Genomic DNA, 25,065 nt, shown 5'->3' on the forward strand with positions numbered 1-25,065 from the left:
CCACCACACCGTTATCGATCTTGCTTTTGAGCACCCCGTATGCAGTACATCCAGGAATGATTGGTACTGAAGTTTGGCGAACGCTGCCCCGGCCGCTGCACTGGCTACTGAAGTTCTTGCTTAAAATTCCGAAAGAAGGAGCCAAGGTAATACTTCACTGCGCAACCACTAATCAACTAACTGGCGAATCGGGCCTGTACTACGAAAACGACAAACAAATAAAGCCATCTACCGTTGCTGAATTCATGAATTCGCAGCACAGCTCTGGAAATTTAGCGAAAGCTGCACAGTTGAATAAAGCTCCAAGCATTAATTCATGAAGAAAGAAGCCAGACCAGAATAACTCTGGTCTTTTTGCATGATCGTGGGCAGAAGACTGCGGCTTCCAGGTAGGCCCAATACTGTAGGGCCTGACAGATCAAAAACTGTAGTTCATCTGTAACCCAAGACCGTTGACGCTGTTGTGGTAGGTGGAGCTGTAGGCTGGACGCAAACCACCTTGGGAGGTGGCCTGGGACACCTTGACCGCATCCTCGTGGATGTAGCCATACCCCAGGTCCAGTGAGGTCCGGTCGGTCATCTGCCAGTTCAGACCCAGGGTGAAGATCTTGCGGTCGCCCGAAGGTGCACGGGTTGTGGTGTATTGATTGGGCATGGGCGTCGGTTCGTAGGCAATGCCTGCGCGAACCTTCCATTGCTTATTGAGGCGATAGGACGCGCCGGTGGAAAACGACCAGGTGTCGCGCCATTTCAGGGTTTCGACAATGCTATCGAAGGCGCCATAGGCCTGCGGCACGCTACTGTTCAGGACTCTCAGCTCGGGTACCCGGCTCCATCGGCTCCACAGCGCACCAGCGGAGAAGTCCAGGCGCTCATTGACGCGCCAGGTCAGCGAGGCATCGACAGTCTCGGGGGTGGTGAAGTCCAAGCTTGCGTCATATTTACCATTGAGCCCCGGCAGGCCCAGCGCCGGGATCGGTGCCAGCAGGCCGTTGGCGCCGGTCACCCGGGTCGTGCCCTTGAGGTTGTACTTGACCCTCGAGTGGTAGGTCAGGCCCAGCGTCAGGTCGTCGAACGGATCGAACAGGATGCCCAGATTGAAGCCCAGCGCAGTGTCGTCACCCGTGACCTTGACGGTCCCGTCGCCCTGCCCGCCCACCGCGCGGTTGTCGATCTTGCTTTCGAGCAGACCGTCGATGCGGTTGATGGTTGGCCCGAAGCCCACCGCCAGCCGATCGTTGATGCGGTAGCTCAGGGTCGGTTGCAAGGTCACCACTTTGACCTGGGTTCGCGAACTGCGATAGCGCCCTTGGAAGCTGCTTTCGTAATCGGTACTGCCGCCAAAGGGCGCGTAGACACCGAAGCCGACATGCCAGTCCTGGTTCAGTTGCCGGGTATAGAACGCCGACGGTACGACTATGGGGTCGGGCACCATGTCGCCACGAGAAGTGCCCGCCACCGGGGTGTCGACCCCGCTGATGCGCGAATTGACGCTGATGAAACTGAGACCGCCGCTGACGTGCTCGCCGGCCAGTTTCGACATGCCCGCGGGGTTGCCGTAGACGATGGTCGCGTCCTGAACGTCCGAGGCTCGGCCGGAATAGGCCTTGCCTTCCGAACTGATGCTCTGTTCGTTGATCTGCAGGCCGTTGGCCAAGAGTTGAGTGGAGGTGAGGCAAAGCCCCAGCAGGCAAAGCTGATTTCTTATTGTCATGGATATGGCTCTTATTATTTTTGTTTAAGCACCGGAGGTCGTCCGGATCACGCTGATGAACACAGGTTCGATCAGATTCGGCATTGCCCTGATTAGGGGCGATTCAACGCTTGCGCAGGCGCTCCGCCAGGGCGCCGACCGGTCGGGTCAGGCTGCGCCGCAAGCGTTGTGCGAAAGATTCGCCCTGGTAGATGGGCGCCGGCGTGACGACTTCATCCGCCTTCCGGAACTGCGGGAAAAGGCTCAGGGCATGGCCGCGGTTGATCCCGTGCTGGATCGACGGCAACCACAGGTCCGAGCCGTCCAGGGTCTGGCATTGCAGGGCGGTGGCGGGTGCCGGTGCGAAGGGAAAATCGCTGCCGAAGAGAATGTGCGACGGCTCCACCAGCTCCTTGAGCGCCGCCATGGAGTAGCGCGACGGCGACAAGGCGGTGTCGTAGTAGAAGCGCCGGATATAGGTCATGACGCCCTGCGGCGCATGCTGCTGGAACTCCGGCAAGGCGTTGGCCAGCGACACGCGCCAGGCTACGAACGGCAGGAAGCCGCCGGAATGGGCAAGTATCCAGCGGATGCCGGGATAACGCTCCATGGCCCCGCCGAGGATCAGGTTGACGGCGGCGCGTGTGGTGTCGCAGAGGAACTCGATAAGAAAACCCGGAGTCTGCAGACCAATGTTCTCGCTGCTCTGGTGCATGTTGGGGTGCACCAGCACCACGGTCCTGCGGCGGTCGAGTTCGGCCATCAGTTCGTCGAACCGCGGATCGCCCAGGAAGACCCCGTCGGTGCTGCCCAGCAGCACAATGCCCTCGGCCTTGAGCACATCCAACGCATACACCGCTTCGCTACAGGCTGCCTCGGTGAACGGCATCGGCAGCACCGCGAAATTGCCAAACCGGCTGGGATAGCGCGAACGCATCTGCGCGGCGAATTCGTTGCAGCGCTGGGCCAGTTCTCCGGCCTGCCGGACCCCGTCGCCAAAATGCACGCCCGGGGCAGACAGTGAGGTGATTGCCCGCTCGATCCCGTTCATGTCCATCACTTCGATGGATTTCTCCGGCGTCCACGCCGGCAACGGCGCACCGGCCACCTTGTGCAACCCCCTGGCGTCCATCGCTTCGACAAACGCGGGCGGAATGATGTGGTGATGGACATCGATACGGCCTTGCTTGATAGACATGCTGACTCTCTTGACTGGGCTTCGACCGAGTGACTGCAGTCCCTGCGCAAAAACCTGGCGCTCGGCGTGGCGGGCATGACGAAATAACTTTCGAGATCAATATTGAACACTGTTATTCAATCATGTCAATCAACGAGCAACACTGATTTGCTTTATTTTGAACGAAATTGTTCAATACGGTCCTCGTTCCTTTCTGGAGTGCATCCCTTGAAGCTGAGTCCCGTGCAAAAACGCATCCACGAGGCCGCCATCCGGCTGTTCGCCGAGAAAAGCGTCGAAGAGGTCAATGTCAGCGAGCTCGCGCAGATCGCGGGCGTGGCCCGCGGCACGATCTATAACAACCTCGCCTCGGTCGAGTCGTTGTTCGAGGATGTGGCCACCCAGCTCAGCGCCGAAATGAACGACAGGGTAGCCCGCAGCGCTGGCCCGAACCTGCAACCAACCGTGCGTCTGGCCAACGCTATCCGCCTGTATATCCGCCGGGCCCATGAGGAGCCACACTGGGGCGGCTTCATCGTACGTTACGCCGCCAGTAATGCCACTTTGCAGCAGATGTGGAGCGGCCCACCGATGCACGATGTACTCGGCGGTCTGACGGCCAAGCAGTACAGCTTCCGCCAGGAACAATTGGCCTCGGTGATGGCCATGATCGGCGGCAGCATCCTGACCGCCACCGTTTTGGTGCTGCAAGGCCACAAGACTTGGCGCGACGCCGGCTCCGACATGGCCGAGTTCGTGCTCAGGGCGCTGGGCGTACCCGCTGAAGAGGCACGCGTCATCGCCACCCTGGAATTGCCCGCACTGCCTGCCTGACCCCACCCTTCCCCATTCTCCACAGGACCGAGGCCGCCCACGATCGCCCCAACGCGACGCGGGGTGCATGACTCACCGCGCAATCGTGCATCACGCACAAGCTGCGCTCCTATAGAAAAAACTCCCATTGCCCGCCGGAAACCCTGGACGGGCCCGCCCATGGCTTGCTCTCGCCCAGAATCAAATTAAACACTATTGTTCATTTTTAATCTCTAGTGATAGCATCGGCAAAAAGCACAAACCCACCGGTGGGTCGAAGTGACTTACGCCAGGAGCTGACAATGAACAATAAAGAACCTCTCCCTGCCCTGACCTCCCGGATGGTGCAAGTGGGTCGCCGAAAGATTTTCATCAGTGAAATGGGCTCCGGCCACCCATTGCTGATGCTGCACGGTGGCGGCGCCGGAGCTTCCGGCCTATCCAATTATTCGCGAAACATCGAAGCGCTGGCCCAACAGTTCCGAGTGATCGTCGCCGACATGCCTGGCTATGGCCAATCGACCAAAGGTGTCGATCGTAAAGACCCGTTCGGCGATCTAGCCGGGGCCATGCTGGGCTTGCTGGACAGCCTGAACATCAACAGCGCTCATCTGGTCGGCAACTCATTGGGGGGCGCCTGTGCCCTGCGCATGGCCCTGGACGCTCCAGGCCGAGTGTCGGCACTGGTATTGATGGGCCCCGGCGGCGTCAACACCACCCGTAGCCTGCCTACTCCTGGCCTCAAATTACTGCTCGATTACTACACGGGCGAAGGTCCGAGCTTGGCCAAAATCACCCGCTTTATCCGTGAATATCTGGTCTATGACGACAGCCAAGTCAGCGATGCGATGATCCAGGAACGCTACCAGGCCAGCATCGATCCACAGGTGGTCGCCGCTCCGCCCCTGCGCCGGCCCCAGGGCATTCCCAACTTCCGTCGCTGGGACTTCACTCGCGATCCGCGCCTGAAAAGCTGCCAGGTACCGACCCTGGTGCTCTGGGGCAGCGAAGATAAGGTCAACCGCCCCAGCGGCGGCGAAGCCCTACGCAGCCGCATGCCCGATTGCAATCTCTATCTGTTCAGCAAGACCGGGCACTGGGTTCAGTGGGAGCGTGCAGACGAGTTCAACGCAGTGACTGCAGCGTTTCTCGCCAGCCGCTCTACCCGTTGAACAGCCGCCATGGAGAATCAAGCGATGGCGAACAGAGCAGCCCCGGACATCTTCGGGGCCAGTAGCATGGGTTATGCACTGATCGAGTCCAATCGCCTGGAGCAATGGCGCTCGCTGCTCCAGGACGGTATCGGCCTGCACCTGGCCTGCGCCGATGAACAGACCCTGGCTTTTCGCATGGATGACCACCAGCGGCGAATCATCATCCAGCGCGGAGGCCAGGAGGATTTCGTCGCCGTGGGCTGGCAGTTGCGCGATCAGGCAACTCTGGACGAGGTCCTGCAACGCTTGCAGTGCTTGGGTATAGAGGCCCAGATCAGCGATCCACACGAAGCGGCCCATCGCGGGGTGAAGCGGTTCTGGCGGGTGGTCGGCCCCAAGCGTATGGCCGTCGAGCTGTTCTGGGAGCCGCTGCTCACCGACCAGCCGCTGGAGATGCTCAATGCCGGTTTCATCACTGGTCCGGCCGGCATGGGGCATCTGGCGATCACCTCGCGCAAACCGCAGCAGATGCGTCGTTTCTGGGAGGACATCCTCGATGCGCGGGCCAGCGACCACATCGTCGAACGCATCGCCGGGCTGACGCTGGACATCGATTTCTTCCGGGTCAACGAACGTCATCACTCCATCGCCATCGCGCGCTTGCGTGGCCTGCCAATGGATCCGATCCGCACCCGTATCCAGCACATGAACCTGCTGACCTGTTCGGTCGGCGAACTCACCGATGCCTTTTTACGCTGCCGAAAACTGGGTTTCGAGATGGCCCATGAAATCGGCGAACACCCTAATGACCGCGAGCAGTCCTTTTACGTGATGAGCCCCAGCGGCTTTGAACTGGAGCTGGGCTGGAACGCCCTGGTGATCGACGAAGCACAATGGCAGACCACTTCTTATCAGGGCATCAGTCTCTGGGGCCACCGCCCACAGAAAACCGGCGCCTGGAACTCGTTCACCACCAACCTAGGCAGTTTTGTCCAGGGCCTGCGCTCGCTGCTCAAGCCCGAGTATTCACCGCTGTAAGAGAGGTATCGTCATGAATAACAAGAACGACCATACACCGACTGTCGATGTGATCATTTCCGGCCTCGGCCCGACCGGTGCGACCCTGGCGCATCTGCTGGGCAAACGTGGTTTGTCGGTACTGGTGCTTGAGCGCGAACCGACGTTCTATGGTAACGCCCGTGCCGTCTACACCGATGATGAGTGCATGCGTGTCATGCAGGCCGCCGGAGTTGCTGACGACCTGGCGGTTGATATGCAGGTGGATACACCCGCGCAGTGGATCCTCGCCAATGGTCAGGTGTTGGGCCAGTACTGGCGCCTCGACCGCCCTTACGGCTGGCCGATCATCAACTTCCTGTACCAGCCCTGGCTGGAAACCACCCTGAGCGATCTGCTCGTGCGCTACCCTAACGTGCGCATCGCTCGGGGCCGCGAACTCACCCAGTTCGAGCAGGATGACCATGGCGTCACAGTGACCCACCAGGCCACCAGCAGCTTTCGCTTCAATGATGGCAACGACGCCCGCAGCGAAACCTCGGTCGAACCAGACCCGCAAATCGTGCGTGGTCGCTACCTGATCGGCGCCGACGGCGGCCGCAGTACCGTGCGCGAGGCCCTGGGCATCGGCATGAGCGGCAAGAACTTTCCCGAGCCTTGGCTGGTGGTCGACCTGGAGATGAAGGAAGGCGAAGACGCCTTGCGCCACCTGCCTTACTTCAGCTTCATCTGCGACCCCGAGTGCCCGACCGTCTGCTGCCCGCAACCCGGGCGTTTCCATCGCTTCGAGTTCATGCTGATGCCCGGCCAGACCAAGGAGCAGATGGAAGACCCGCAGGTGGTGCGCAACCTGATCAGCCGCTACGTCGATCCGGACAAGTTCGTGGTCAAGCGCAAACTGGTCTACACCTTCAACGCCCTGGTGGCCAAAGACTGGCGCAAGGGGCGGGTGTTCATTGCCGGTGACGCCGCCCATATGACCCCGCAGTTCATGGGTCAGGGCATGAGTTCCGGGGTGCGCGATGCCTACAACCTAGCCTGGAAACTCGATGCAGTGATCAAGGGGCGTGCTAGCGACCGCCTGCTCGACACTTATGGCAGCGAACGTTTTCATCACGCCAAGGCGATGATCGACATCTCGGTGCAGATGAAAGACTTTGTCTCAATGTCTAACCCGGTTACCAGCAGGTTACGCAATCTGCTAGTCAAAACTGTCCTGGTAACGCCATTTTTAGGGCGTTACGTTCGGGAGGGACGCTTCAAGCCAGCCCCCACCTATGTCACCGACAGCTATCTAGGGATGCCGCGCAAGCACCGACACTCCCCTGAAGGCAGGATGATCCCGCAACCCGAGGTGCGTACTTTCAAAGGCAAACGGGTACTACTCGACAACTTGCTAGGCGAAGACTTTGCCCTTATCGGATTGAATATCGATCCGCGGGCGCACCTATCGGCCGCCTCCAGAAAGCTGCTGGATGCTCAAGGCGTTTGCTACGCGACCCTCTTCGAATTCGGAACTCGCCCACAAGGCGCGAACGTCGAGCGCGCCAATACCAATGAGCTGATAGAGGTCGAGGACGTGCACGGCGAAATGCTCGCCTGGTTCAAGCATTCAGGATTCTCCTCGGGAGCCATTGCAGTGGTACGTCCAGACAAATTCACCTTCGCCATGGTCGAGGCCGACGACCTGGACCTTGCGATCACTGAACTCAAATTCCAGCTGCAGTGGGCGCCGAGCCTTGAAACCGTAGCCAACTTCCCTGCCGCCTTGAGGAAAAGCGCATGAATCTGTTTTCTTTGCCGCAACTGCAATTAGCCGCAGCGGCCCTGTCTGTTGCCCGCCAGCAGCGCAAACCCTGCGCGCGGATATCAGATACCTTCGGCGTCGATACCCTGACTGGTGCTTATGCCGTGCAGGAGATCAATACCAATCTAGCCCTGGCCCAAGGACGTCGTCTGACGGGCCGCAAAGTCGGGTTGACCTCCGCCGCCGTGCAGCAGCAACTGGGGGTCGACCAGCCTGATTTCGGCATGTTGTTCGCCGATATGGAAATAGTGGACGGCGGTCATATTCAGAGCAGCCAGTTGATTCAGCCCAAAGCCGAAGGAGAAATCGCTTTTGTTCTGGGATGCGATCTTCCCCATCTAGACACCACCTTGGCCGAGCTTCTGCGGGCTGTGGATTATGTGGTTCCGGCCTTGGAAATCGTCGACTCAGCCATCGAGAACTGGAACATCACCCTAGCCGACACGGTGGCCGACAACGCCTCATCCGCGCTCTACGTCCTGGGAAAACAGCCCACTCGCCTGTCCGCGCTGGACCTGCGGCTGGAGGGGATGCTGCTGGAGAAGAACGGTGCCATAGCATCGATCGGCGTTGGCGCCGCTTGTCTGGGCAACCCCGTGGATGCTTGCCTGTGGCTGGCGCGCACCATGGCGCAAATGGGCCGCCCCTTGCAGGCCGGTGACGTGCTGCTGTCCGGGGCCCTCGGACCAATGACGCCTGTGGTGGCAGGGGACCGTCTGCATCTGCGCCTGACTCGTCTTGGCGAAGTCAGTTGCCACTTCGTCTGATCCGTCTTCCCTTCCCTGCCGGGTCTTAACGACCCGGCCAGCCTGTGAGATTGCACCCATGAGCGAAACCAAACTCAAGGTCGCCATTATCGGCTCTGGCAATATCGGCACCGACCTGATGATCAAAATCCTGCGCAACGCCAAGTATCTGGAAATGGCAGTCATGGTCGGGATCGACCCGGCTTCCGATGGCCTCGCCCGTGCTCAGCGCATGGGCGTCGCCACCACCCATGAAGGCGTCGAAGGCCTGGCCCGTATGGACGTATTCAAGGATATCGATTTCGTCTTCGACGCCACCTCGGCCGGTTCCCATGTGAAGAACGATGCCTTCCTGCGCGCGCTCGATCCTGGTATCCGCCTGATCGACCTGACCCCGGCGGCCATCGGCCCGTACTGCATCCCGGTAGTCAACCTGGAACAAAACCTCAACCGGCCGAACGTGAATATGGTCACCTGCGGAGGCCAGGCGACCATCCCAATGGTCGCGGCGGTATCCCGCGTGGCTAAGGTGCATTACGCCGAGATCGTCGCTTCGATCGCCAGCAAATCCGCGGGTCCGGGAACCCGCGCCAATATCGACGAATTCACCGAAACTACCTCCAAGGCCATCGAAGCAGTGGGCGGCGCGGCCAGGGGCAAGGCGATCATCGTCATGAACCCAGCCGAGCCGCCGCTGATGATGCGCGACACGGTATTCGTGCTGTCCGAAGCAGCCGACCAAGCTAAGGTCGAGGCTTCCATCGTCAAGATGGCTGCCGCCGTACAGGCCTATGTGCCGGGCTATCGCCTGAAGCAGAAAGTCCAGTTCGACGTGATTCCCGTCGACGCGCCGCTGAACATTCCTGGCCTCGGCAAGTTCTCCGGCCTCAAGACCTCGGTGTTCCTCGAAGTCGAAGGCGCCGCCCATTACCTGCCGGCTTACGCCGGCAACCTCGACATCATGACCTCCGCTGCCTTGGCCACCGCCGAGCGCATGGCGCAGTCGATGCTCAACGCCTGAGGAGACCGACATGACTTTCAATCCCGGCAAAAAACTCTACATCTCCGACGTGACCCTGCGCGATGGCAGTCACGCAATTCGCCACCAGTATTCGCTGCAGAACGTGCAGGACATCGCCCGCGCTCTGGACAAAGCCAGGGTCGACTCGATTGAAGTCGCCCACGGCGACGGCCTGCAAGGTTCCAGTTTTAACTACGGCTTTGCCGCCCATACCGACCTGGAGTGGATCGAAGCCGCCGCCGATGTCGTCCAGCACGCGAAAATCGCCACCCTGCTGCTACCCGGCATCGGCACCGTGCACGACCTGAAAGCGGCCTACCACGCCGGCGCCCGAGTGGTGCGCGTTGCCACCCACTGCACCGAGGCCGACGTCTCGAAACAGCACATCGAATACGCCCGCGAGCAGGGCATGGATACCGTCGGTTTCCTGATGATGAGCCACATGATTCCGGCCGAGCAGTTGGCCGCCCAAGCCAAACTGATGGAGAGCTATGGCGCCACGTGCGTATACATGGCCGACTCCGGCGGCGCGATGAACATGCAGGACATCCGCGAGCGGTTTCGTGCGTTCAAGGCCGTGCTCAAGGCGGAAACCGAGACCGGCATGCACGCCCACCACAACCTCAGCCTGGGGGTGGCCAACTCCATAGCCGCCGTCGAGGAAGGTTGCGACCGTGTCGACGCCAGCCTGGCCGGCATGGGTGCCGGCGCTGGCAACGCGCCGCTGGAGGTGTTCATCGCCGCCGCCGAGCGCCTGGGCTGGAACCACGGCACCGACCTCTACACCCTGATGGATGCCGCCGACGACCTCGTCCGCCCCTTGCAGGACCGGCCGGTGCGGGTCGACCGCGAAACCCTGGCCCTGGGTTACGCCGGGGTCTACTCCAGCTTCCTGCGCCACGCCGAAGTTGCTGCCGCCAAATACGACCTCAAGACTCTGGACATCCTGGTCGAGCTGGGCAAGCGGCGCATGGTCGGCGGCCAGGAAGACATGATTGTTGATGTTGCCCTGGATCTTCTCAGCCAGCGAGGCTCGCATTAAGAAAGCCACGTAACACCGCTAAGCCAGCTATGGAACATCGCGCTGCGTGAGTAAAAGATGTGCACCTCAAGGTGCACATCTTTTTACTGTGGCGTACGTCGCTTCCAAAAAAGCACACCGCCATTGATAGGTGTCTGGCATTTACCGTCGAACGCAAACGAGTCATGAAGAGCATTCAACTTTCTTAGTCCGGTCTACCACCCCAGAGACTATTCGGCACACACACAACCCCATCGAACAACAACCGAGCCGTGCGAATCAGCCCACAACCCGTGAGTTGACCATCTTGTAGATGCAGCTCCACGGTAAACTCTCCCGTCGGATGCTCAACCGACAGCCGCTTCACTTCACCCTCACCAACACAGGCCAGGTTCGTCGTTACGCTTCCCTCGATCAGGCATGCAGCCGCCACACTGATCGCGCCGAACACACCGATGCTGGTATGGCAACGATGTGGAATTAAGGTCCGTGTGCTGAGTGCCCCACCTGCTCGTGCGCGAGCAATCAAACACATTTTGGGCACGTTACGTTGGCTTACGTCGCCCAGATTCATGCATGGTCCGGCTTGTAAGCGGATCGATTCGAGTCGGACCTTAAGTTCGCTGTCGGCATCCAGTTGCTCAGGGGCTTCGTAGCCGCTGCAGCCGAGTTCTTCAGCGCGGATTAGAACGACCGGCATGCCGTTGTCGACACAGGTCACTTCAACACCATCGAAAATATCGTGCGCGTTGCCGGTCGGTAGCAGCGCACCGCAACTGGAGCCGGCGATATCCTCGAACTCGATGATCAACGGCGCGGCGTGCCCTGGCACCCCATCGATCCGGGCATCACCCGAATAGTGGACGGCACCATTGGGCGTGGGTACATGAGCCACCGCGATCTGCCCGGTGTTTTCCATGAAAATCCGCACGGAAGTGACATCGCCCTTCACTGTCACCAGTCCGCATTCTATGGCAAACGGGCCTACGCCGGCCAGGATATTGCCGCAGTTCTGCCCGTAATCGACCCGCGGTTCTTCGACCAGCACTTGCGCGAACAGGTAATCGATATCGGCCCCGGTGCGCGCGGAAGGTTTGATGATCGCGACCTTGCTGGTCAGCGAATCACCGCCACCAATGCCATCGATCTGACGCGCGTCCGGCGAGCCCATGACCGCCAGCAACACCCGATCTCGAAGCGCCGGTTGCTCAGGCAAGTCGCGGGCAAGGAAGTAGGCCCCTTTCGAGGTGCCCCCGCGCATCAACAGGCAGGGAATACGTGTCTGCTGCATGTCAGTCTCCGAGCTCGTCGAGACTGTCGACATAGCGCAAACCCTTTTCAGCCAGACGCGAGCGCATGTTGTAAATGTCGAGGCCCAAATCCCCCTTGGCCAGGCGCAGGGCTTTCTGCTCTTCCAGATCGGCGCGTGCGCGGCTGGCTTCGACGACTTGCGGGACTTCGCTGCGACGCACAACGACCACACCGTCATCATCGGCTACCACCACATCGCCCGGATGGACCAGCTGACCGCCACACACCAGCGGTAGGTTGACCGAGCCGAGGGTTTCCTTGATCGTGCCCTGGGCACTGATTGCCCGAGACCAGACCGGGAAGCCCATCTCACGCAGGGTGTGGGTGTCACGCACACCCGCGTCAATCACCAGAGCACGCACCCCATGAGCCTTGAGCGAAGTCGCCAGCAGGTCACCGAAGTAACCATCGGTGCAGGGTGAACTGGGGGCTACTATAAGAATATCGCCCGGACGGCATTGCTCCACGGCAACATGGAACATCCAGTTATCACCCGGCGCGACCAGCACAGTAACTGCCGTGCCGCTAATGGCCGTCCCCTGCTGAATCGGCGTGATAGAGGATGCCAGCAGACCTTTTCGTCCCTGTGCTTCATGAATCGTCGCTACACCGAAGCGCTTCAGCTCATCGACCAGGGCAGCCTCGGCCCTGGGGATGTTGCACACGACGATGCCGGTTTTGCCAATGAGTTCACTCATGCCAGGTTCTCCGTGACCCGTGGGAAAATGCTCTGGTAGCCCTCGCCGTAAACGATGTTGCGGGTGGAAGTGATACCAACGTTGCGTTTGGCTTGCACGCCGCGCTGCAGGGCAACACGAGTGTAGTACTCCCACAGATGTTCCTGGCCGGCCATGCACTGGATGGCCGCGTACTTCTTGTCCCAGACATCGGTGATGTCCAGCAGCACGTTGGGACACCATTCACATTGTTCGGGCTGATGCGGTTCGAAGCTGTACACCGGCGGTGCACCGACAATTTTCTCACCCGGTTTGTAGCCTTCGGCCTGGGCAATGATGCGTGCCTCCTGCGTCAGGTTCATGGCCAGCGGGTGGTCGTAGTTGTAAGGGTCTTTCAGCGAGTGGCTGAGGACGAATTCGGGTTGGACCCGACGAAATACATCGGCCAAACGGAACAGGGTTTCCTTATCGACGCGCATCGGGTAATCGCCGATGTCGAAGAACTCGACGCTGGCGCCCAGAATATCCGCTGCGGCCTGGGCCTCTTCGCGACGCGCAGCTTTGACTGTGTCTTCGCTCATCTCGCCTTTGCGCCACAGCTTGGCGGATTCGCCGCGCTCGCCGAACGACAGGCAGACAATGTGCACGTTGTAACCCTGCTGCGCATGCAGCGCGATGGCACCGCCAGCACGCCAGACGAAATCGGCAGAATGTGCGCTGACGACCAGCGCGTTTTTAGGTGACTCGATCATTGCGGGTGCTCCTCCTGCGTTTCGAAAGAGCATCGCACCATGCCCCGCAGTCGGAGTAATGCGTTAGAGTGTTATAGGTATGCGTTTTTTTTATTGTCACTCCACAAGGTAGCGACCTAATCCAGCTGGACCACGAACCTGCAGAGCCTGAGCCCCATGGAATCCAGTGAACTTCCCAGCCTGATGCACGTGCGAGCCTTCGTCCGGGTGGCCGATCATGAGAGTGTTTCCAAGGCCTCTGTGGCGCTGTATCGGGCTCAATCGGTGGTGACCCGGGCGATTTCCGAGCTGGAGTCCCGGCTAAATGTGCCTTTGTTCGAGCGGCATGCCAACGGCATGCGATTGACCGACTTTGGCGGACACTTGTTGCCCCGAGCAAGGCGTGTGCTGGCAGAACTTGAAACCGTACCGAAGCTATTGACTGGAGGGAACAAGCAGACCGTTGAGCCGCTCTATCTATTGCAAGTCAGGCGCTTGCAAGTGTTCGTAAAACTCTGTGAAACACACCACATGCAGACCGTGGCCAACCTTCTGGGCCTGAGTCAGCCCGCCGTCAGCTCGACTCTCAAGGTGCTGGAAAGTGGGTGTGGCCAAACGCTCTTCGAGCGTACGCCTCGCGGATTGCAGCCAACCCCTGCGAGCCGTGAGATTCTGTTCCCGATTCGTCGAGCATTGAATGAGCTACGCCATATCAAAACGGATATCACTGCCCTACGTGGCAAACTGCAAGGTGTGGTGCATGTCGGCGCCCTGCCCCTAGGCCGAACACGTATATTGCCCGAAGCTATCGTGCGCATGATGGCTGAACATCCGGGTATCCAGGTGATCACCAATGAAAGCCCGTTCGATCTGCTTGCCACCGAGCTGCGTGCCGGCGATGTGGATTTCATTTTCGGCGCCTTGCGCTCAGCAGCCTATGCCAGTGATCTGGTCGGGGAGTCGCTACTCACCGAAGAAATGGTGATGCTGGCACGGCGAAATCACCCCTTCATTGCGAAAGCAGTCCCCCATGCTCAACTCAGCTCAGCCCAATGGGTACTGCCTCGTGCCGGCTCACCGGCCCGTGAGATGCTCGATGACTGCTTTGCCGGATTCGGTATCGCGGCGCCTCGACCCGTGGTGGAAAGCGGCGACTTGGCGATCATTCGTGGATTGTTGCTTCGCTCGGACATGCTTGCGGCAGTGTCTGCTCATCAATTGGAACAGGAAATTGCCTCCGGCGAGCTGTGTATCCTACCACTGGTCCTGCAACAGACCACCCGGGCTATTGGCCTGACCTACCGCAACGGCTGCCTGCACTCACCGGTGGCGCAAGTCTTGATGGACATGATTCGCCAGGTGATCCGTGAGCAAGCAGCCGCCTAGATTGCTAAAGATTCAGAACAGGCTGACGGGATAGCTGACGATCAGGCGATTTTCGTCGAACTCGTTGCTGCTGTAGTCGCGGCGAATACTGGAATTGCGCAGGCGCATACTCAGGTTCTTGAAGGTGCCGCTTTGCACCGTGTAAGCCAGCTCGGACTCACGCCCCCATTCCTTGCCGTCGCTGACCATGGCCGTATGCACGTTGTCACCGCTGATGTAGCGGTTCATCAGGGTCAGGCCGGGCATACCGAGGGCGGCAAAGTTGTAGTCATGGCGCAGTTGCCAGGATTTCTCCCGAGCATTGTCGTAACTATTGTTGTAGCTGTCATTGGCCAGGGTACCGCCGCTAGTACCATTGACTCGCATCCACACATCATCACCGCTGAGTTTCTGCAAGCCGGCGTAGAAGGTATTGCCGCCATAGCGGGCCGAGAGCAACCCCGAGAAGGTGCGGTTGTCCAAGTCTCCAGCGCGGGCGCTGCCGTCTTCGCGCCCCCAGAAATAGCCCAGGTTGGCACTGAGGGTCCAGGCACCCAACGGCTGACTGTGAACGAGTTGCAGGTACTGTTGCTGGTAAATGTCTTTGAGCTCGGCGCTCCACACACCGATCAGCGTACGTTTTTCGTTGAAGCTGTATTCACCCCCGATGAAGTTGAAACGATCAGAGGTGAACGCCGTTTTGCCCTGCATGAACATGTTTTCCATACTCGAATCGTTGCGCGGACTATTCTGCCGGAACTGTCCGCCGTACAAGCTCAGGCCTTCAATATCCTGCGAGGTGATCTGCCCGCCCTGGAAGGTTTGCGGCAATGAGCGGCCATCATCGGAGCGCAGAATCGGCAGCACCGGCATCCACTCACCAACTTTCAGTTCTGTTTTTCCCACTTTCATTTTCCCGGCCAACGCCAGACGACCGAAGTCATCGGCAGGATGTCCGTCGCCATCAACCGGTAATAGTTGCGTGCCGCTGGTACCCTTACCGCCGTCGAGCTTGACCGAGTAGATGCCCAATGCGTCCGCACCGAAACCCACCGCCCCCAGGGTGAAACCGGACCTCATATCGAGAATAAAGCTCTGGGTCCACTCCTCAGCCTTACTCTGCGTGTAAGCCGGGTTGGTGAAGTTGCGGTTGATGTAGAAGTTGCGAAGATTCAGGTTGGCGCTGGCATTTTCGACAAAACCTGCAGCCATGCCCTCCAGAGGTAATGCGCAAGCAATAGCTCCGATGGTAGACACCAGCGTGTAAGCAATTCGATGATTGACGGTAATTTTCATTGTTATTGTTTTCCGTTTTTTGGATAAAAATATCCGCTGCGCCCATAAGTGTCGGGCACAGTGAAGTCAAACGAGGTCCTTGCGATGGCGGCCCAAGATGAGCCGCGAGGCTGTCAGCGTGTTTGTTCAGCGAGGGGCTTTGCCCGCCACCGAGTAGAGCACCTGTTGGTTTCTGGTTTTCATGAATTCCTCCAGGCTCTGTCCACGCATTGCCGCGTAAACCTGCAGATTGGGAATCCCTAGTACCGCTGCAAGCTTTTCCAGTACGAAAAATATCGCCCCGTAGTGGATCAGCCCGCGCCAATCACGACGCCGCAGTAGATCCCGTTCCTCATCGCTCAATCCGCTTTCATCGAACAGCGCTTCCGGTGTATCGAGAAAACGTTGACGCCATTGCGGTTCGATCATGCGGTGCAGAAACTTGTTCAGGCGGTAACCCTTGGCACTGCGCTCCAGGGTGAACGGATATGTCCCTTCCAGTTTCTCGATACCAGCCAACTGCTGCTGCATGTGTTGCAAGTGACGTGCGTTGACTTCAGCAGGAACCGGCCGATCCTGATTCTCCAAGAGCAAGGTGGCGATGCCGGTCATCGACGGCAAGTAATAGTCCTGATGGAGTTTCTTCACTGTGGCCGACAACGCGCCGCGCATAATCAGCCAGGTGATCACCTCCGCCCCCTCCAGCCCGCCCAGCGTGGCATACTCGGCCAGGGTCATTTCGGTGAGTCTTACCGGGTCGTTGACCAGCAGATTCAGAAACTGCTCGTCCCACTGTGGGTTATTGAAACCGCAACGTTCACCATGCACCTGATGGGACACGCCGCCGGTGGCAACGATAGCGACCCTCAGGTCCTCAGGGTAGCTTTCGATGGCCCGGCGCAGGGCCAACCCCAGTTTGTAGCAACGCAATGCGCTGGGAACGGGGAACTGCAGCACACCGACCTGTAACGGCACGATTTCCACCGGCCAATCCGGCTCACAAGGCAACAGCGCTGACATCGGCGAGAAGAAACCATGGTCTAGCGGTTTGTCGCGGAAAAAACTCATATCGAACTCATCGGCCATCAGGCTTTCGCCAATATGCCGCGACAGCGCCATATGCCCGCCGACCGAGGGCAACGAGCGTGGATTACCGCCCTCGTCGGCGACCTCATAATGCTCGTCGACACCGAGGGAAAACGCGCCATAGTGGTCGAAGAAAAACGACGTCACGTGGTCGTTGAAGATGTAAAACAACACATCGGGTTGCTGCTCCTTCAACCAGACTTTGATCGGTTCAAAACCTTCGAAAATCGGCGCCCAGGCAGCTTCATTCTGTTTATCGTGATCGACCGCAAAGCCGATGGTAGGAGTGTGGGATACAGCAAGGCCACCGATGATACGTGCCATGACAAGTTCCTTTGTTCGAAAAATTATTGCGCCAGCAACGTCTGGCTGACTCGACGCCGCGCATGACCATTAGCCAATATTGCTAACGCAGCGATGAAGGCCGGCAGCCCCAGCAAGGCGAAGAGCAACGGCAAGCCTAACCCCAGGCTGAGCACCGCACCGCCGATCAATGAACCAACGATAGCCCCGAAGCGACCGATACCGAGCATCCAGCTCACACCGGTAGCGCGGAAATCGGTTGGGTAGTAGCCCGGAGCAAAGGCGTTGAGACCGGTTTGCGCACCACTCATGCAGAAGCCCGCCCCCACTACGCCAAAGGCCAGCAGGCTAGACTCCAGACTGAACGCCCCCAACAGCAAAATAAAGGCGCCACCCAGGGCGTATGAGGTAGCAATGACGGCGTTTGGATTGCGCCGGTCCATGGCCCAACCGACCACTATCGCCCCAGCGGTGCCGCCAATCTGGAACAAACCGGTGATGGTGGCCGCCCGTTCGATGGATAGGCCGCCGTCGCGCAACAGGGTCGGCATCCAGCCCATCGCCAGGTAGATCACCAGCAACCCCATGAAGTAGGTCAACCAGAGCGCGAGCGTGCCAAAACGATAAGATTCGGTGAACAACATGCGCACCGGAGTTTTGTGCTGAGTCTGGGGTTCGGCAATCATGAATTGGGTAGTAGCCGAGAAAGTCCCGCCCAGCTTGTTCAGCACCTTGGCGATCTGGCTGGCAGGCGCTTTACGAGCCGCCAGAAAACGTGCCGACTCGGGTAACAGCAGCCAAAGAAACGGCAGCAGCAACAGTGGCAGGATCCCGCCGACGAGTAGCACCGATTGCCAACCGTGATGCGGGATCAACCAGGCAGCGAGTAAACCACCCATCCCCGACCCCATGTTGAAGCCGGTGAACATGAGGGTGATGAATAGAGAGCGATTGCGCTCGGGCAAGTATTCGGACAGCAGCGTGGTGGTGTTGGGCAGCGCTGCACCCAGCGCCACGCCAGTCAACAGCCGCAGCCCCGCCAGTTCGTAGGGATTGCGAGCGAATGCACAGGCGAGGCTCAGGACGCTGAAACCAGTCACGGCAAATAGCAACACCTTCTTCCGCCCCAAGCGGTCGGCGTACGGGCCAGCCGTCAAAGCACCGATGGCCAGACCGATCATGCCAGCGCTCATCACCGGGCCAAACGCCGCTTTGGACAGCCCCCACTCGTGAATCAGCGAAGGGGCAATAAACCCCATGACCGCGACGTCGAAGCCATCGAACAGAACAATGAAAAAACACAGGCTCATGATGAGCCACTGATATCTGGCGACCGGCCGGTTGTCGATCCACGCTTTGATGTCGACCGTTTCGTTACTCATGCTTTTCACCTTCTTATTTTTGTAGAAATTCCGACAGACCTGTTAATCGATGCGAAACAGAACCTGCCTAACAGTCAATCGTTGGGTAGGACTCTAAAGCCACAGATGCCTGTCCCGCCTCTGGGAAATCCTTAAGCGGGTATCGGTTTTTCTTATCGGATGATTTTGCAGCGAGCGTCTCAACTCCAGTCTTGGCTCTTAGCGATGAACTGCGGCGCCAGATTGACACAGCTAAAGGTCAGAACCGGCAGCAGGCGCCGCGGAAACTCGAGTAAGCGTCACCCGGCCTAGATGGATTGGACAGAGATAGAGAGGCGCGGCCAAAAGCAACAGTGGTTTAACAATGACGGGAGGTACAACCTGATCAAATCAATGTAAGACACAACAGACTGAAGTTGACCTGTACGCGCTGTCAGCATCGCAATTGCTAACGGGGTGGTAATTGTAACGTGAGGGATTTGTCTCACTAGCTGAATTTCCATGCGCCCCTTCCAGATTGGCGCTGAGCAAGCCTCCACTCAATAGTGTGCCAAGATGGCTCCATTCCGTAGGAGACTCATCACTGATCAGCATCAGTTTATTGACTCAAGATCCCATGCTGCTGAGTATAGAAACTGAACTGTCAGGGGCTTTGGCGTATCGAATGAGGGGTAGTCGCACCGGGTTGGTGTATCCCACAACCGACCCAGGTCAGTCATTCAAGATCAAAAAGCGCTCGATCCGCTGGCCGTCTAACGCTTTCATCCATCATCTGCTTAAAATCGGCCTCATCCCAATCTCCACACTCCACACGCTGCAATACAGCTTCTCCGACCAAAACGGTCATGCGCGCACGATCAGCCTTGCTTTGCTTGTAACTCTGTCTGCGCTCTTTGTCAGCGACCTTGCGAGCTGCTTTCATCTCGGCCAATTTGTTATTCGTAGCCTCAATTCTTGCTTTTAGTAATGTCATTAAAATGGCCCGGATTTGATTAGGATGGCGCTCTAAAGCGGGGTGGCAGCCACCATCTGTTGGCCAGGTGGTCTTGGGCGTACCGTTGGCAGGATCATAACCCGTGTCGGGTAATTTTTTTACCGCTATAGCGTGTCACCTCGGCCGACCGCCTCGCAGACTGCGCCACGTCTAGTGTTGTGCGGCCAGACAACGAAACTCGCGTCGGGAACTGCTGCTTGCGTGGAAGGGTAGAGACGCTGCATTCATTGAGCAGGTCGCTGTGGGCGCTGGTCAGGCTGACATCATGATCAGCAATGAGACCGTCACCTGAGCGGACAGGTTGGCGGTAGCGCACTAGGTGCCGACATTGTGCAGGTCTTGCCTAGCGATCAACACTTCTGCAGTTTCCATCCAGACGATATCGTGGGTCAGGATAGCGACCGGCTCCACGATCAAGCTGATGCCAACAGTTAGATTGGACTGCTGCTGGCTCTGAAGGGCATTGTCCATCAGGTACTTGAACAATTCCTCGTCCGAAGTCTGGCCATCTAGGAAACGACGGCCGTCCACCAGCAACAGCACAGCCAGCATTACGACCTCTAACGCTGCCAATCTGGCCAACGCTTACCTACGACCTATCAGCGTCTACGAACCGAACCGCTCTGGGGCGCCTGATAGTTTCAACGCCCGGAGGACAAACTATGTTGTTTTCAATCCGAGCCCAGATTCGAAGTGGAGACCATCTCGTGACAACCTACGTTGGATAAAGTGGAAAAAATAAACCTTGCTCGGGTGAACAGCCTCACACTCCAAGCAGAAGTTCATGGACTACAGATGCAACTGACCGCTGGCAGCTACAGCGGCTTCACCACCGATGCGTACCTCGAGCTTTTCGCCAACGCGTGACCACGAAGCATGCACCTCGCCATCACGGCCAATTTCAATTCCTTGTTCGGCAACATAACGGCCGGATGCTTCTTCCGCATGTTTATGACGGGCGATGTACGCTGCCACCGAGCCATTTCCCGATCCGCACACCGGATCTTCGGCGACGCCCTCGCCTGGTGCGAAAGTGCGCACTCGAATACGAGCGCCTTTAGTCTCGCCACGCTCGACGAATACCGTCAGGCCTGCAGCCCGCACTGCTTTGCACTCACGAGCAATCAACCCCTGGTCGGTCTCCAGAGTCGAAATCGCTGCGAATCGGGCCAGTTCCACTATCAGCCACGGCACCCCGGTCGATACCACCTGGAACGGGCTGTCGGCCAAGTCGGACTCGGCACAGCCAAGCATTTTCGCGACGGTTTCGCGAGAGAGCGACGTGTCACGGTATTGCGGGGCTGCCTGAGTCATGCGCAGCAAGGTCGTTGAAGATGAGCGCAATATCTCAACCGGAACGATCCCGATACCGCACTCCTGGCGCAACAGGTCTGACGTGGCCAGGTCCGAATAACGGGCGAGTACCGAATGCGCCGCGGCAACCGTTGGATGCCCGGCAAAGGGTAGCTCGTTCATTGGCGTGAAAATACGCACTCGATAGTCAGCATCCGCTGTCGTCGGCTTGAGAATGAAGACGGTTTCTGAAAGGTTCATCTCGCGTGCGATCTTCTGCATGGTTTCCGCTGCGAGATCATCAGCGTCAAAAACAACCGCGGCGGGGTTGCCGTAGAGGGGCTGCCGAGTGAAGGCATCGACCTGCACAAAATCGTAATTCATGGAGTTGGCCCTGAGATGCAGTTGAATCCAGAGCATAGAGAACGAGACACTTATGGTAAATAAATATAGTGTCACGCCACACTTTCATCCGAAAACCCCATGCACCAGACCTCTCCCTGCCCCTCCGGACTCGTGGATAGTTCGGCCTGCGCGGTAGATCACCTGATATCCGCGCTTGCCGACGATATCCTTGAAAGCCAACTGGATCCGGGGGATCGATTGCCTGCCCACCGCGATTTGGCCGCCAAACTGAAGAAATTCGCAGACCCCAGCAGCGCTCGTAGTAACTCAACGCCGATGCCCTGAGTGGGGCCATTTTGATCGTTTGGCTTATACAGGCTTACCGACCAAAGTGACGGTGTCGAGGGGCGCGCATAGCGCCAACCGCTGTCCGGAAACTATTGAACGTCGGTGGTATCCGCACATCTGTGGGTTCATCAAAGGGCTAGGCCTTTGGCTGGACTTGGACGCCCAAAACTACCAGGAAAAGCTTTACGCTTTTCTACATCGAGTCGAAGCAATCCCTACCAAAAAGCGCCTATCTAAGGTTGAGCTGGACGAAACTGAGGCGATATTCCGAGAACTTGGGGCGATCTCAGTTATAGAGCGAGAGCTTGGGACTCAGCAAAAATTGATTCTTGATTTCCTAGAGCCAACGAACCTCCTATTGACTGTGCAACTGGTTAAAACTCAGACGCTCAGAGCCGGGAATGTCGAGGCCGTGCAGCGGCTCACTTCGACATTGCTCGGAGTGCGTCCCGATCGCTTCGTAGCTGAGGTCGATCAAAACCTTATCCGCCGCTACGGTGCGACGGGTATTCGCATCGCATCGTAAAAGCCGGCCAACCGACAGCAGGCGAGACCGAAACACTCAATGTCCTCATCATAGTCTGAGTAGAGACCTTAACCGGCATTTCTAGCCTAATAAGCATCAGACTTCATTAGGCCACTACAAAACGAAAAAAGGACTTGACCTTTTCCCTGATCCGAAATGAGAAGTGTCCACACTCCATGGAATGTGGACACCTTGAATTCGGTCAGTTCCTCCCTGTCAAGCGTTATCTCAGCCAGATGGAGTTAGAGTGACGCGATGCGAGCAGTCTTAATTACCTGTCCACCAGTTCCGGTACAGACCACTAATAGGGTTCGACCCTTGAAGAAATCGTTATGATTGTTACTCATGGAGTCAAGCATAGATAATGTAATCGGCCCGAATTATTGAGCTTGATTAAGCTCAATTCAAATCCAAGATTCCATTAAGAAATATACGCCTCCGCTCTTTGCGACCAATCTTCATATGTTTGCTGGCGTTATAAAAGACCTCAAATTTTTCAAAAATCAAGTTCTCATACTCGCAGAGTGCTTCCTCAACCAATCTATCGTATCGAGCTTCCGTGATAAAACGGTAAATTTCTCGATGATAGAAAAAACCGAACTGGAATCCCAGCGTTTCACTTAGGTACTGCGGCTCACTATGAAAACAATTCTCTAGATCGATCGCTTTCGTAGAAAGATCACACTGTTGGGAAAGCATGACATTTGCGACCCAAAAATCCATATGCGTGATGCGTTTTTCATGAAGAGTTCGCAACAATCCGAAAGACGCTTTAATCAGAGCCTCTACCTGTCCCGGATCACGTTTAAGCCATTGAACACCATCGATAAAACCTTCGAGAAATTGAGTGATGATAAAGAACTCTTCAATGAGCCCTAGATAAGACTTCTTGTAGCCAAACCCTATCAATGAAGGGACATCTGCTCCACGGCGGCTTGCCTCAACCATGTTCAATAGTTCTTCAACAGGCCAGTCGAACTCACCATCACGTTTGGATATCCCAAGCGTTACACGAAATCTAGCTTTGATGCTATCAAGCGCTTGGGCTTTGACGAACAATGATGCACTACCAATGGTTACAGATGCGCTAATTCGTTTTATTTTCATGAGGCGTCGACGACAGATTAGCCCAAACAGTGCTCGAGACATCCTCATTCTAGGTGTGTTATTTAGATGCAGCGTGGAGTTTCCTTCTTTTACTATATAAGGAAACTCACGACGAAACTGTTTTTTAGTAGCTAGCACTGCCACGCCCATATTGTCATGATTATAATTATTGGCGGTTCATGAAGTCGCTATGAAAGCTGCGAGCTCTTTCAAACCAACACCTTCAGTTATCGTTCGAGCATTTACGTTTCAGGCCGACTTACTAGAAGCGGACGCAACATCTATACTGTGTAAAATCCCCCAAACCGGCAATATCGCAAAAAATATTCATGCTCAACCCATCGAAAGATAAAGACAATAAAACCAAAACTACAATAACGGCCTATTAGAACAGTGGCCGCGATCAATGTCGACACGACCTAATGGCACTGCCAAACCCACTTAATGTGCAATATCTCACAGCCACTCACGGCCAAAATAAAAAATTCAAAATTGTTCAAGTTTTTGCTACATAATCTTATCGACCGCACCCATCACAACGCCGCAGTCAGCCGACCTGAAAGTCTGTAATTTACATCAGAGGCTATCAGAGCGATGCTTCGAAAGAATCCTTTCCATTCGACGTGCAATGACACTACTAATCATCAGCCATATTGCGAGGCCAACCACAGAAAAACCCAACCACCAGGGTGAAATTGGATTAGAGGCTACGGCTGCACCGACTACGAGTAGGATTGGTATGAATATGAGCAGTATGGAAATATTCTTGAACACAACAAGTCGTTGCCTATAAGTACCCAATGGCCTGCCCCCTCAGCGTTGTTTAACTTTCCGTTTCAAAACCAGCAATCATCTCAGACTGACTTTTATAGAGACTCACTCCAGAGATATGACTTACTGGCCTCACATTTTCTTTGCTGCAAATCCATTGGAATCGAGAGCCTGAGTCCTCGATATTCTCAAGTTCATTTACTCTCTTTTGTCACCGTCCCCAGCGATGCGTCCTTAACCAGATAACGGCCTTCTACGTCGCTCAACGCCTTCAAACTGTTACGCGCCATTACCACACCCACTTCGACTTCCTGCTTGAGATAAATAATCTCACCAGACTTAGCCGTAACGGTCATATCCGCCCAGTTTTCCGCCTTGGAACTGATCACATGCTGACCCGGCGTCACGTAGAAATAAATGTATTGGTTGCCGCGGTTGTAACCCATCTCAGAGCCCACCTCCTTGTCATCGAGAAAAATGAAAGCATCTGTGGAACTGGAAAGCCTCCCTTTATTACTTATAGAAACTCAGACATCATTAGACGTACAGGATGACGAAGCGGTTTACCGCATTCAGGCTACGGCGCAGTTATTGGAAAATTTTACAGGGTCTGAACCATACAATAGTTCTACTGAATGTAGCCGAACGAAAACTACAAGAGCAGACTTTGGTATAAATAATAACGGGCAATCCAATACCTCACCAAATACCATTCTTCATCCTTTACCAGCCTTGTTCTTTTTGTATCTTTCCAAGATCGATAGCCCCACCCCCCCCTACGGCGACTGGAACCCCATAAAAAACAGCCCCCCTCAGTGAAGAAACCAAGTCATTAATACCAAAATCCCAAACTCCATATTTATTATAACCAGCTATAGCACCTATAAAATTAGCGGCCAAGCCGGCTAAAAAAAACAACGCAACACAACCCAAAACCCACAAAAAAATCTTATAAATCCACATTAAAAGCCCATTCATTTTTTATCACCCAATGACTGTATCTTATCTCCCGAAGCCTCAGACGCATAAGACCCTATCGTTCCGCCCACAAGATCAGAATCGCTCTTTCCAATAATGGGCTTTAGTTGCTCACTGAGCATTGTGACCACCCTTAAACCCAATA

Annotated in this window: 23 protein-coding genes and 1 pseudogene; 10 read left to right on the forward strand and 14 right to left on the reverse strand. The window is 56.7% G+C overall.

Translation table 11 applies throughout. From position 1 onward, the window contains the following. Positions 1–26: 26 nt before the first annotated feature. Positions 27–320 (forward strand): Rossmann-fold NAD(P)-binding domain-containing protein, encoded by a 294-nt coding sequence (locus PMI20_RS29785; RefSeq protein WP_157173151.1) that lies wholly within the window; start codon positions 27–29, stop codon positions 318–320. Positions 321–418: 98 nt separating this feature from the next. On the opposite strand, the gene PMI20_RS29790 is transcribed toward PMI20_RS29785, so the two are convergent. After that, positions 419–1,714, reverse strand: coding sequence for an OmpP1/FadL family transporter (locus PMI20_RS29790; protein WP_007925365.1), 1,296 nt, complete (start codon positions 1,712–1,714; stop codon positions 419–421). Between the two features lie 103 nt (positions 1,715–1,817). After that, entirely contained in the window at positions 1,818–2,891 is a 1,074-nt protein-coding gene (locus PMI20_RS29795; RefSeq protein ID WP_007925366.1) for an amidohydrolase family protein, read from the reverse strand. A gap of 207 nt (positions 2,892–3,098) precedes the next feature. Here PMI20_RS29795 and PMI20_RS29800 point away from each other — a divergent pair, with 207 nt between their 5' ends. From PMI20_RS29800 to dmpG, 7 genes are all read left to right on the forward strand, one after another. Further along, positions 3,099–3,704 carry a TetR/AcrR family transcriptional regulator gene (locus PMI20_RS29800; protein ID WP_007925367.1) on the forward strand — a complete coding sequence of 202 codons (606 nt, stop codon included), beginning with the start codon at positions 3,099–3,101 and terminating at the stop codon, positions 3,702–3,704. Between the two features lie 281 nt (positions 3,705–3,985). Then, a complete protein-coding gene (locus PMI20_RS29805) occupies positions 3,986–4,855 on the forward strand; it encodes an alpha/beta hydrolase (protein WP_007925368.1) in 870 nt (289 codons plus the stop codon). 24 nt (positions 4,856–4,879) lie between these two features. After that, the gene (locus tag PMI20_RS29810) at positions 4,880–5,875 is read left to right on the forward strand and encodes a VOC family protein (protein ID WP_007925369.1); all 996 of its coding nucleotides are present in this window, start codon (positions 4,880–4,882) and stop codon (positions 5,873–5,875) included. Between the two features lie 13 nt (positions 5,876–5,888). After that, positions 5,889–7,640 (forward strand): bifunctional 3-(3-hydroxy-phenyl)propionate/3-hydroxycinnamic acid hydroxylase MhpA, encoded by a 1,752-nt coding sequence (mhpA, locus tag PMI20_RS29815; RefSeq protein ID WP_007925371.1) that lies wholly within the window; start codon positions 5,889–5,891, stop codon positions 7,638–7,640. Further along, positions 7,637–8,428 carry a 2-keto-4-pentenoate hydratase gene (locus tag PMI20_RS29820; protein ID WP_007925373.1) on the forward strand — a complete coding sequence of 264 codons (792 nt, stop codon included), beginning with the start codon at positions 7,637–7,639 and terminating at the stop codon, positions 8,426–8,428. The genes mhpA and PMI20_RS29820 overlap by 4 nt, the downstream gene beginning before the upstream one ends. A 58-nt stretch (positions 8,429–8,486) precedes the next feature. Then, positions 8,487–9,428, forward strand: coding sequence for an acetaldehyde dehydrogenase (acetylating) (locus PMI20_RS29825; RefSeq protein ID WP_007925375.1), 942 nt, complete (start codon positions 8,487–8,489; stop codon positions 9,426–9,428). Between the two features lie 10 nt (positions 9,429–9,438). Next, on the forward strand, positions 9,439–10,470 hold the full coding sequence (gene dmpG, locus PMI20_RS29830; RefSeq protein WP_007925379.1) for a 4-hydroxy-2-oxovalerate aldolase: 1,032 nt from the start codon (positions 9,439–9,441) through the stop codon (positions 10,468–10,470). Positions 10,471–10,654: 184 nt separating this feature from the next. Here dmpG and PMI20_RS29835 read toward each other — a convergent pair whose 3' ends face one another. From PMI20_RS29835 to galB, 3 genes are read right to left on the reverse strand one after another with little or no spacing between them, the layout of a single operon-like run. Beyond that, the gene (locus tag PMI20_RS29835; protein WP_007925381.1) at positions 10,655–11,740 is read right to left on the reverse strand and encodes a 4-oxalomesaconate tautomerase; all 1,086 of its coding nucleotides are present in this window, start codon (positions 11,738–11,740) and stop codon (positions 10,655–10,657) included. A gap of 1 nt (position 11,741) precedes the next feature. Beyond that, positions 11,742–12,458 carry a 4-carboxy-4-hydroxy-2-oxoadipate aldolase/oxaloacetate decarboxylase gene (locus PMI20_RS29840; protein WP_007925382.1) on the reverse strand — a complete coding sequence of 239 codons (717 nt, stop codon included), beginning with the start codon at positions 12,456–12,458 and terminating at the stop codon, positions 11,742–11,744. Further along, the gene (galB, locus tag PMI20_RS29845) at positions 12,455–13,189 is read right to left on the reverse strand and encodes a 4-oxalmesaconate hydratase (protein WP_007925383.1); all 735 of its coding nucleotides are present in this window, start codon (positions 13,187–13,189) and stop codon (positions 12,455–12,457) included. The genes PMI20_RS29840 and galB overlap by 4 nt, the downstream gene beginning before the upstream one ends. 156 nt (positions 13,190–13,345) lie before the next feature. On the opposite strand from galB, the gene PMI20_RS29850 reads away from it, so the two are divergent. Beyond that, positions 13,346–14,554, forward strand: coding sequence for a LysR family transcriptional regulator (locus PMI20_RS29850; RefSeq protein WP_007925384.1), 1,209 nt, complete (start codon positions 13,346–13,348; stop codon positions 14,552–14,554). Positions 14,555–14,566: 12 nt separating this feature from the next. Here PMI20_RS29850 and PMI20_RS29855 read toward each other — a convergent pair whose 3' ends face one another. The 6 genes from PMI20_RS29855 to PMI20_RS29880 form a co-directional block, all read right to left on the reverse strand. Beyond that, a complete protein-coding gene (locus tag PMI20_RS29855) occupies positions 14,567–15,829 on the reverse strand; it encodes an OprD family porin (protein WP_007925385.1) in 1,263 nt (420 codons plus the stop codon). A gap of 126 nt (positions 15,830–15,955) precedes the next feature. Then, on the reverse strand, positions 15,956–17,218 hold the full coding sequence (locus PMI20_RS29860) for a gallate dioxygenase (RefSeq protein ID WP_007925386.1): 1,263 nt from the start codon (positions 17,216–17,218) through the stop codon (positions 15,956–15,958). Positions 17,219–17,241: 23 nt separating this feature from the next. After that, positions 17,242–18,579, reverse strand: coding sequence for an MFS transporter (locus PMI20_RS29865; RefSeq protein ID WP_007925387.1), 1,338 nt, complete (start codon positions 18,577–18,579; stop codon positions 17,242–17,244). Between the two features lie 694 nt (positions 18,580–19,273). Further along, the gene (locus PMI20_RS29870; RefSeq protein WP_037034557.1) at positions 19,274–19,531 is read right to left on the reverse strand and encodes a hypothetical protein; all 258 of its coding nucleotides are present in this window, start codon (positions 19,529–19,531) and stop codon (positions 19,274–19,276) included. Positions 19,532–19,867: 336 nt separating this feature from the next. Further along, on the reverse strand, positions 19,868–20,104 hold the full coding sequence (locus PMI20_RS29875; RefSeq protein ID WP_007925389.1) for a hypothetical protein: 237 nt from the start codon (positions 20,102–20,104) through the stop codon (positions 19,868–19,870). 237 nt (positions 20,105–20,341) lie between these two features. Then, positions 20,342–21,229: a PhzF family phenazine biosynthesis protein gene (locus PMI20_RS29880; protein WP_007925396.1), complete on the reverse strand. Its 888-nt coding sequence runs from the start codon at positions 21,227–21,229 to the stop codon at positions 20,342–20,344. A gap of 463 nt (positions 21,230–21,692) precedes the next feature. On the opposite strand from PMI20_RS29880, the gene PMI20_RS29890 reads away from it, so the two are divergent. Next, the gene (locus tag PMI20_RS29890; protein WP_037034563.1) at positions 21,693–22,064 is read left to right on the forward strand and encodes a hypothetical protein; all 372 of its coding nucleotides are present in this window, start codon (positions 21,693–21,695) and stop codon (positions 22,062–22,064) included. Between the two features lie 399 nt (positions 22,065–22,463). Here PMI20_RS29890 and PMI20_RS29895 read toward each other — a convergent pair whose 3' ends face one another. From PMI20_RS29895 to PMI20_RS29910, 3 genes and pseudogenes are all read right to left on the reverse strand, one after another. Further along, positions 22,464–23,315, reverse strand: a complete 852-nt coding sequence (locus PMI20_RS29895; protein ID WP_238543421.1) for a lipopolysaccharide kinase InaA family protein — start codon at positions 23,313–23,315, stop codon at positions 22,464–22,466. A gap of 821 nt (positions 23,316–24,136) precedes the next feature. Next, positions 24,137–24,421: pseudogene (locus PMI20_RS29900) on the reverse strand (DUF2846 domain-containing protein); the annotation flags it as partial. Positions 24,422–24,665: 244 nt separating this feature from the next. Beyond that, positions 24,666–24,920: a hypothetical protein gene (locus PMI20_RS29910; RefSeq protein WP_157173153.1), complete on the reverse strand. Its 255-nt coding sequence runs from the start codon at positions 24,918–24,920 to the stop codon at positions 24,666–24,668. Positions 24,921–25,065: the final 145 nt, after the last annotated feature.

This window comes from Pseudomonas sp. GM17 (assembly GCF_000282175.2).
GTDB lineage: Bacteria > Pseudomonadota > Gammaproteobacteria > Pseudomonadales > Pseudomonadaceae > Aquipseudomonas > Aquipseudomonas chlororaphis.

Coding starts and splice junctions, on each gene's coding strand:
- PMI20_RS29790 (WP_007925365.1), bottom strand. CDS start 1,714: ATGACAATAAGAAATCAGCTTTGCCTGCTGGGGCTTTGCCTCACCTCC.
- PMI20_RS29795 (WP_007925366.1), bottom strand. CDS start 2,891: ATGTCTATCAAGCAAGGCCGTATCGATGTCCATCACCACATCATTCCG.
- PMI20_RS29805 (WP_007925368.1), top strand. CDS start 3,986: ATGAACAATAAAGAACCTCTCCCTGCCCTGACCTCCCGGATGGTGCAA.
- PMI20_RS29810 (WP_007925369.1), top strand. CDS start 4,880: ATGGCGAACAGAGCAGCCCCGGACATCTTCGGGGCCAGTAGCATGGGT.
- mhpA (WP_007925371.1), top strand. CDS start 5,889: ATGAATAACAAGAACGACCATACACCGACTGTCGATGTGATCATTTCC.
- PMI20_RS29820 (WP_007925373.1), top strand. CDS start 7,637: ATGAATCTGTTTTCTTTGCCGCAACTGCAATTAGCCGCAGCGGCCCTG.
- PMI20_RS29825 (WP_007925375.1), top strand. CDS start 8,487: ATGAGCGAAACCAAACTCAAGGTCGCCATTATCGGCTCTGGCAATATC.
- dmpG (WP_007925379.1), top strand. CDS start 9,439: ATGACTTTCAATCCCGGCAAAAAACTCTACATCTCCGACGTGACCCTG.
- PMI20_RS29835 (WP_007925381.1), bottom strand. CDS start 11,740: ATGCAGCAGACACGTATTCCCTGCCTGTTGATGCGCGGGGGCACCTCG.
- PMI20_RS29840 (WP_007925382.1), bottom strand. CDS start 12,458: ATGAGTGAACTCATTGGCAAAACCGGCATCGTCGTGTGCAACATCCCC.
- galB (WP_007925383.1), bottom strand. CDS start 13,189: ATGATCGAGTCACCTAAAAACGCGCTGGTCGTCAGCGCACATTCTGCC.
- PMI20_RS29850 (WP_007925384.1), top strand. CDS start 13,346: ATGGAATCCAGTGAACTTCCCAGCCTGATGCACGTGCGAGCCTTCGTC.
- PMI20_RS29855 (WP_007925385.1), bottom strand. CDS start 15,829: ATGAAAATTACCGTCAATCATCGAATTGCTTACACGCTGGTGTCTACC.
- PMI20_RS29860 (WP_007925386.1), bottom strand. CDS start 17,218: ATGGCACGTATCATCGGTGGCCTTGCTGTATCCCACACTCCTACCATC.
- PMI20_RS29865 (WP_007925387.1), bottom strand. CDS start 18,579: ATGAGTAACGAAACGGTCGACATCAAAGCGTGGATCGACAACCGGCCG.
- PMI20_RS29870 (WP_037034557.1), bottom strand. CDS start 19,531: ATGACATTACTAAAAGCAAGAATTGAGGCTACGAATAACAAATTGGCC.
- PMI20_RS29875 (WP_007925389.1), bottom strand. CDS start 20,104: ATGCTGGCTGTGCTGTTGCTGGTGGACGGCCGTCGTTTCCTAGATGGC.
- PMI20_RS29880 (WP_007925396.1), bottom strand. CDS start 21,229: ATGAATTACGATTTTGTGCAGGTCGATGCCTTCACTCGGCAGCCCCTC.
- PMI20_RS29910 (WP_157173153.1), bottom strand. CDS start 24,920: ATGAATGGGCTTTTAATGTGGATTTATAAGATTTTTTTGTGGGTTTTG.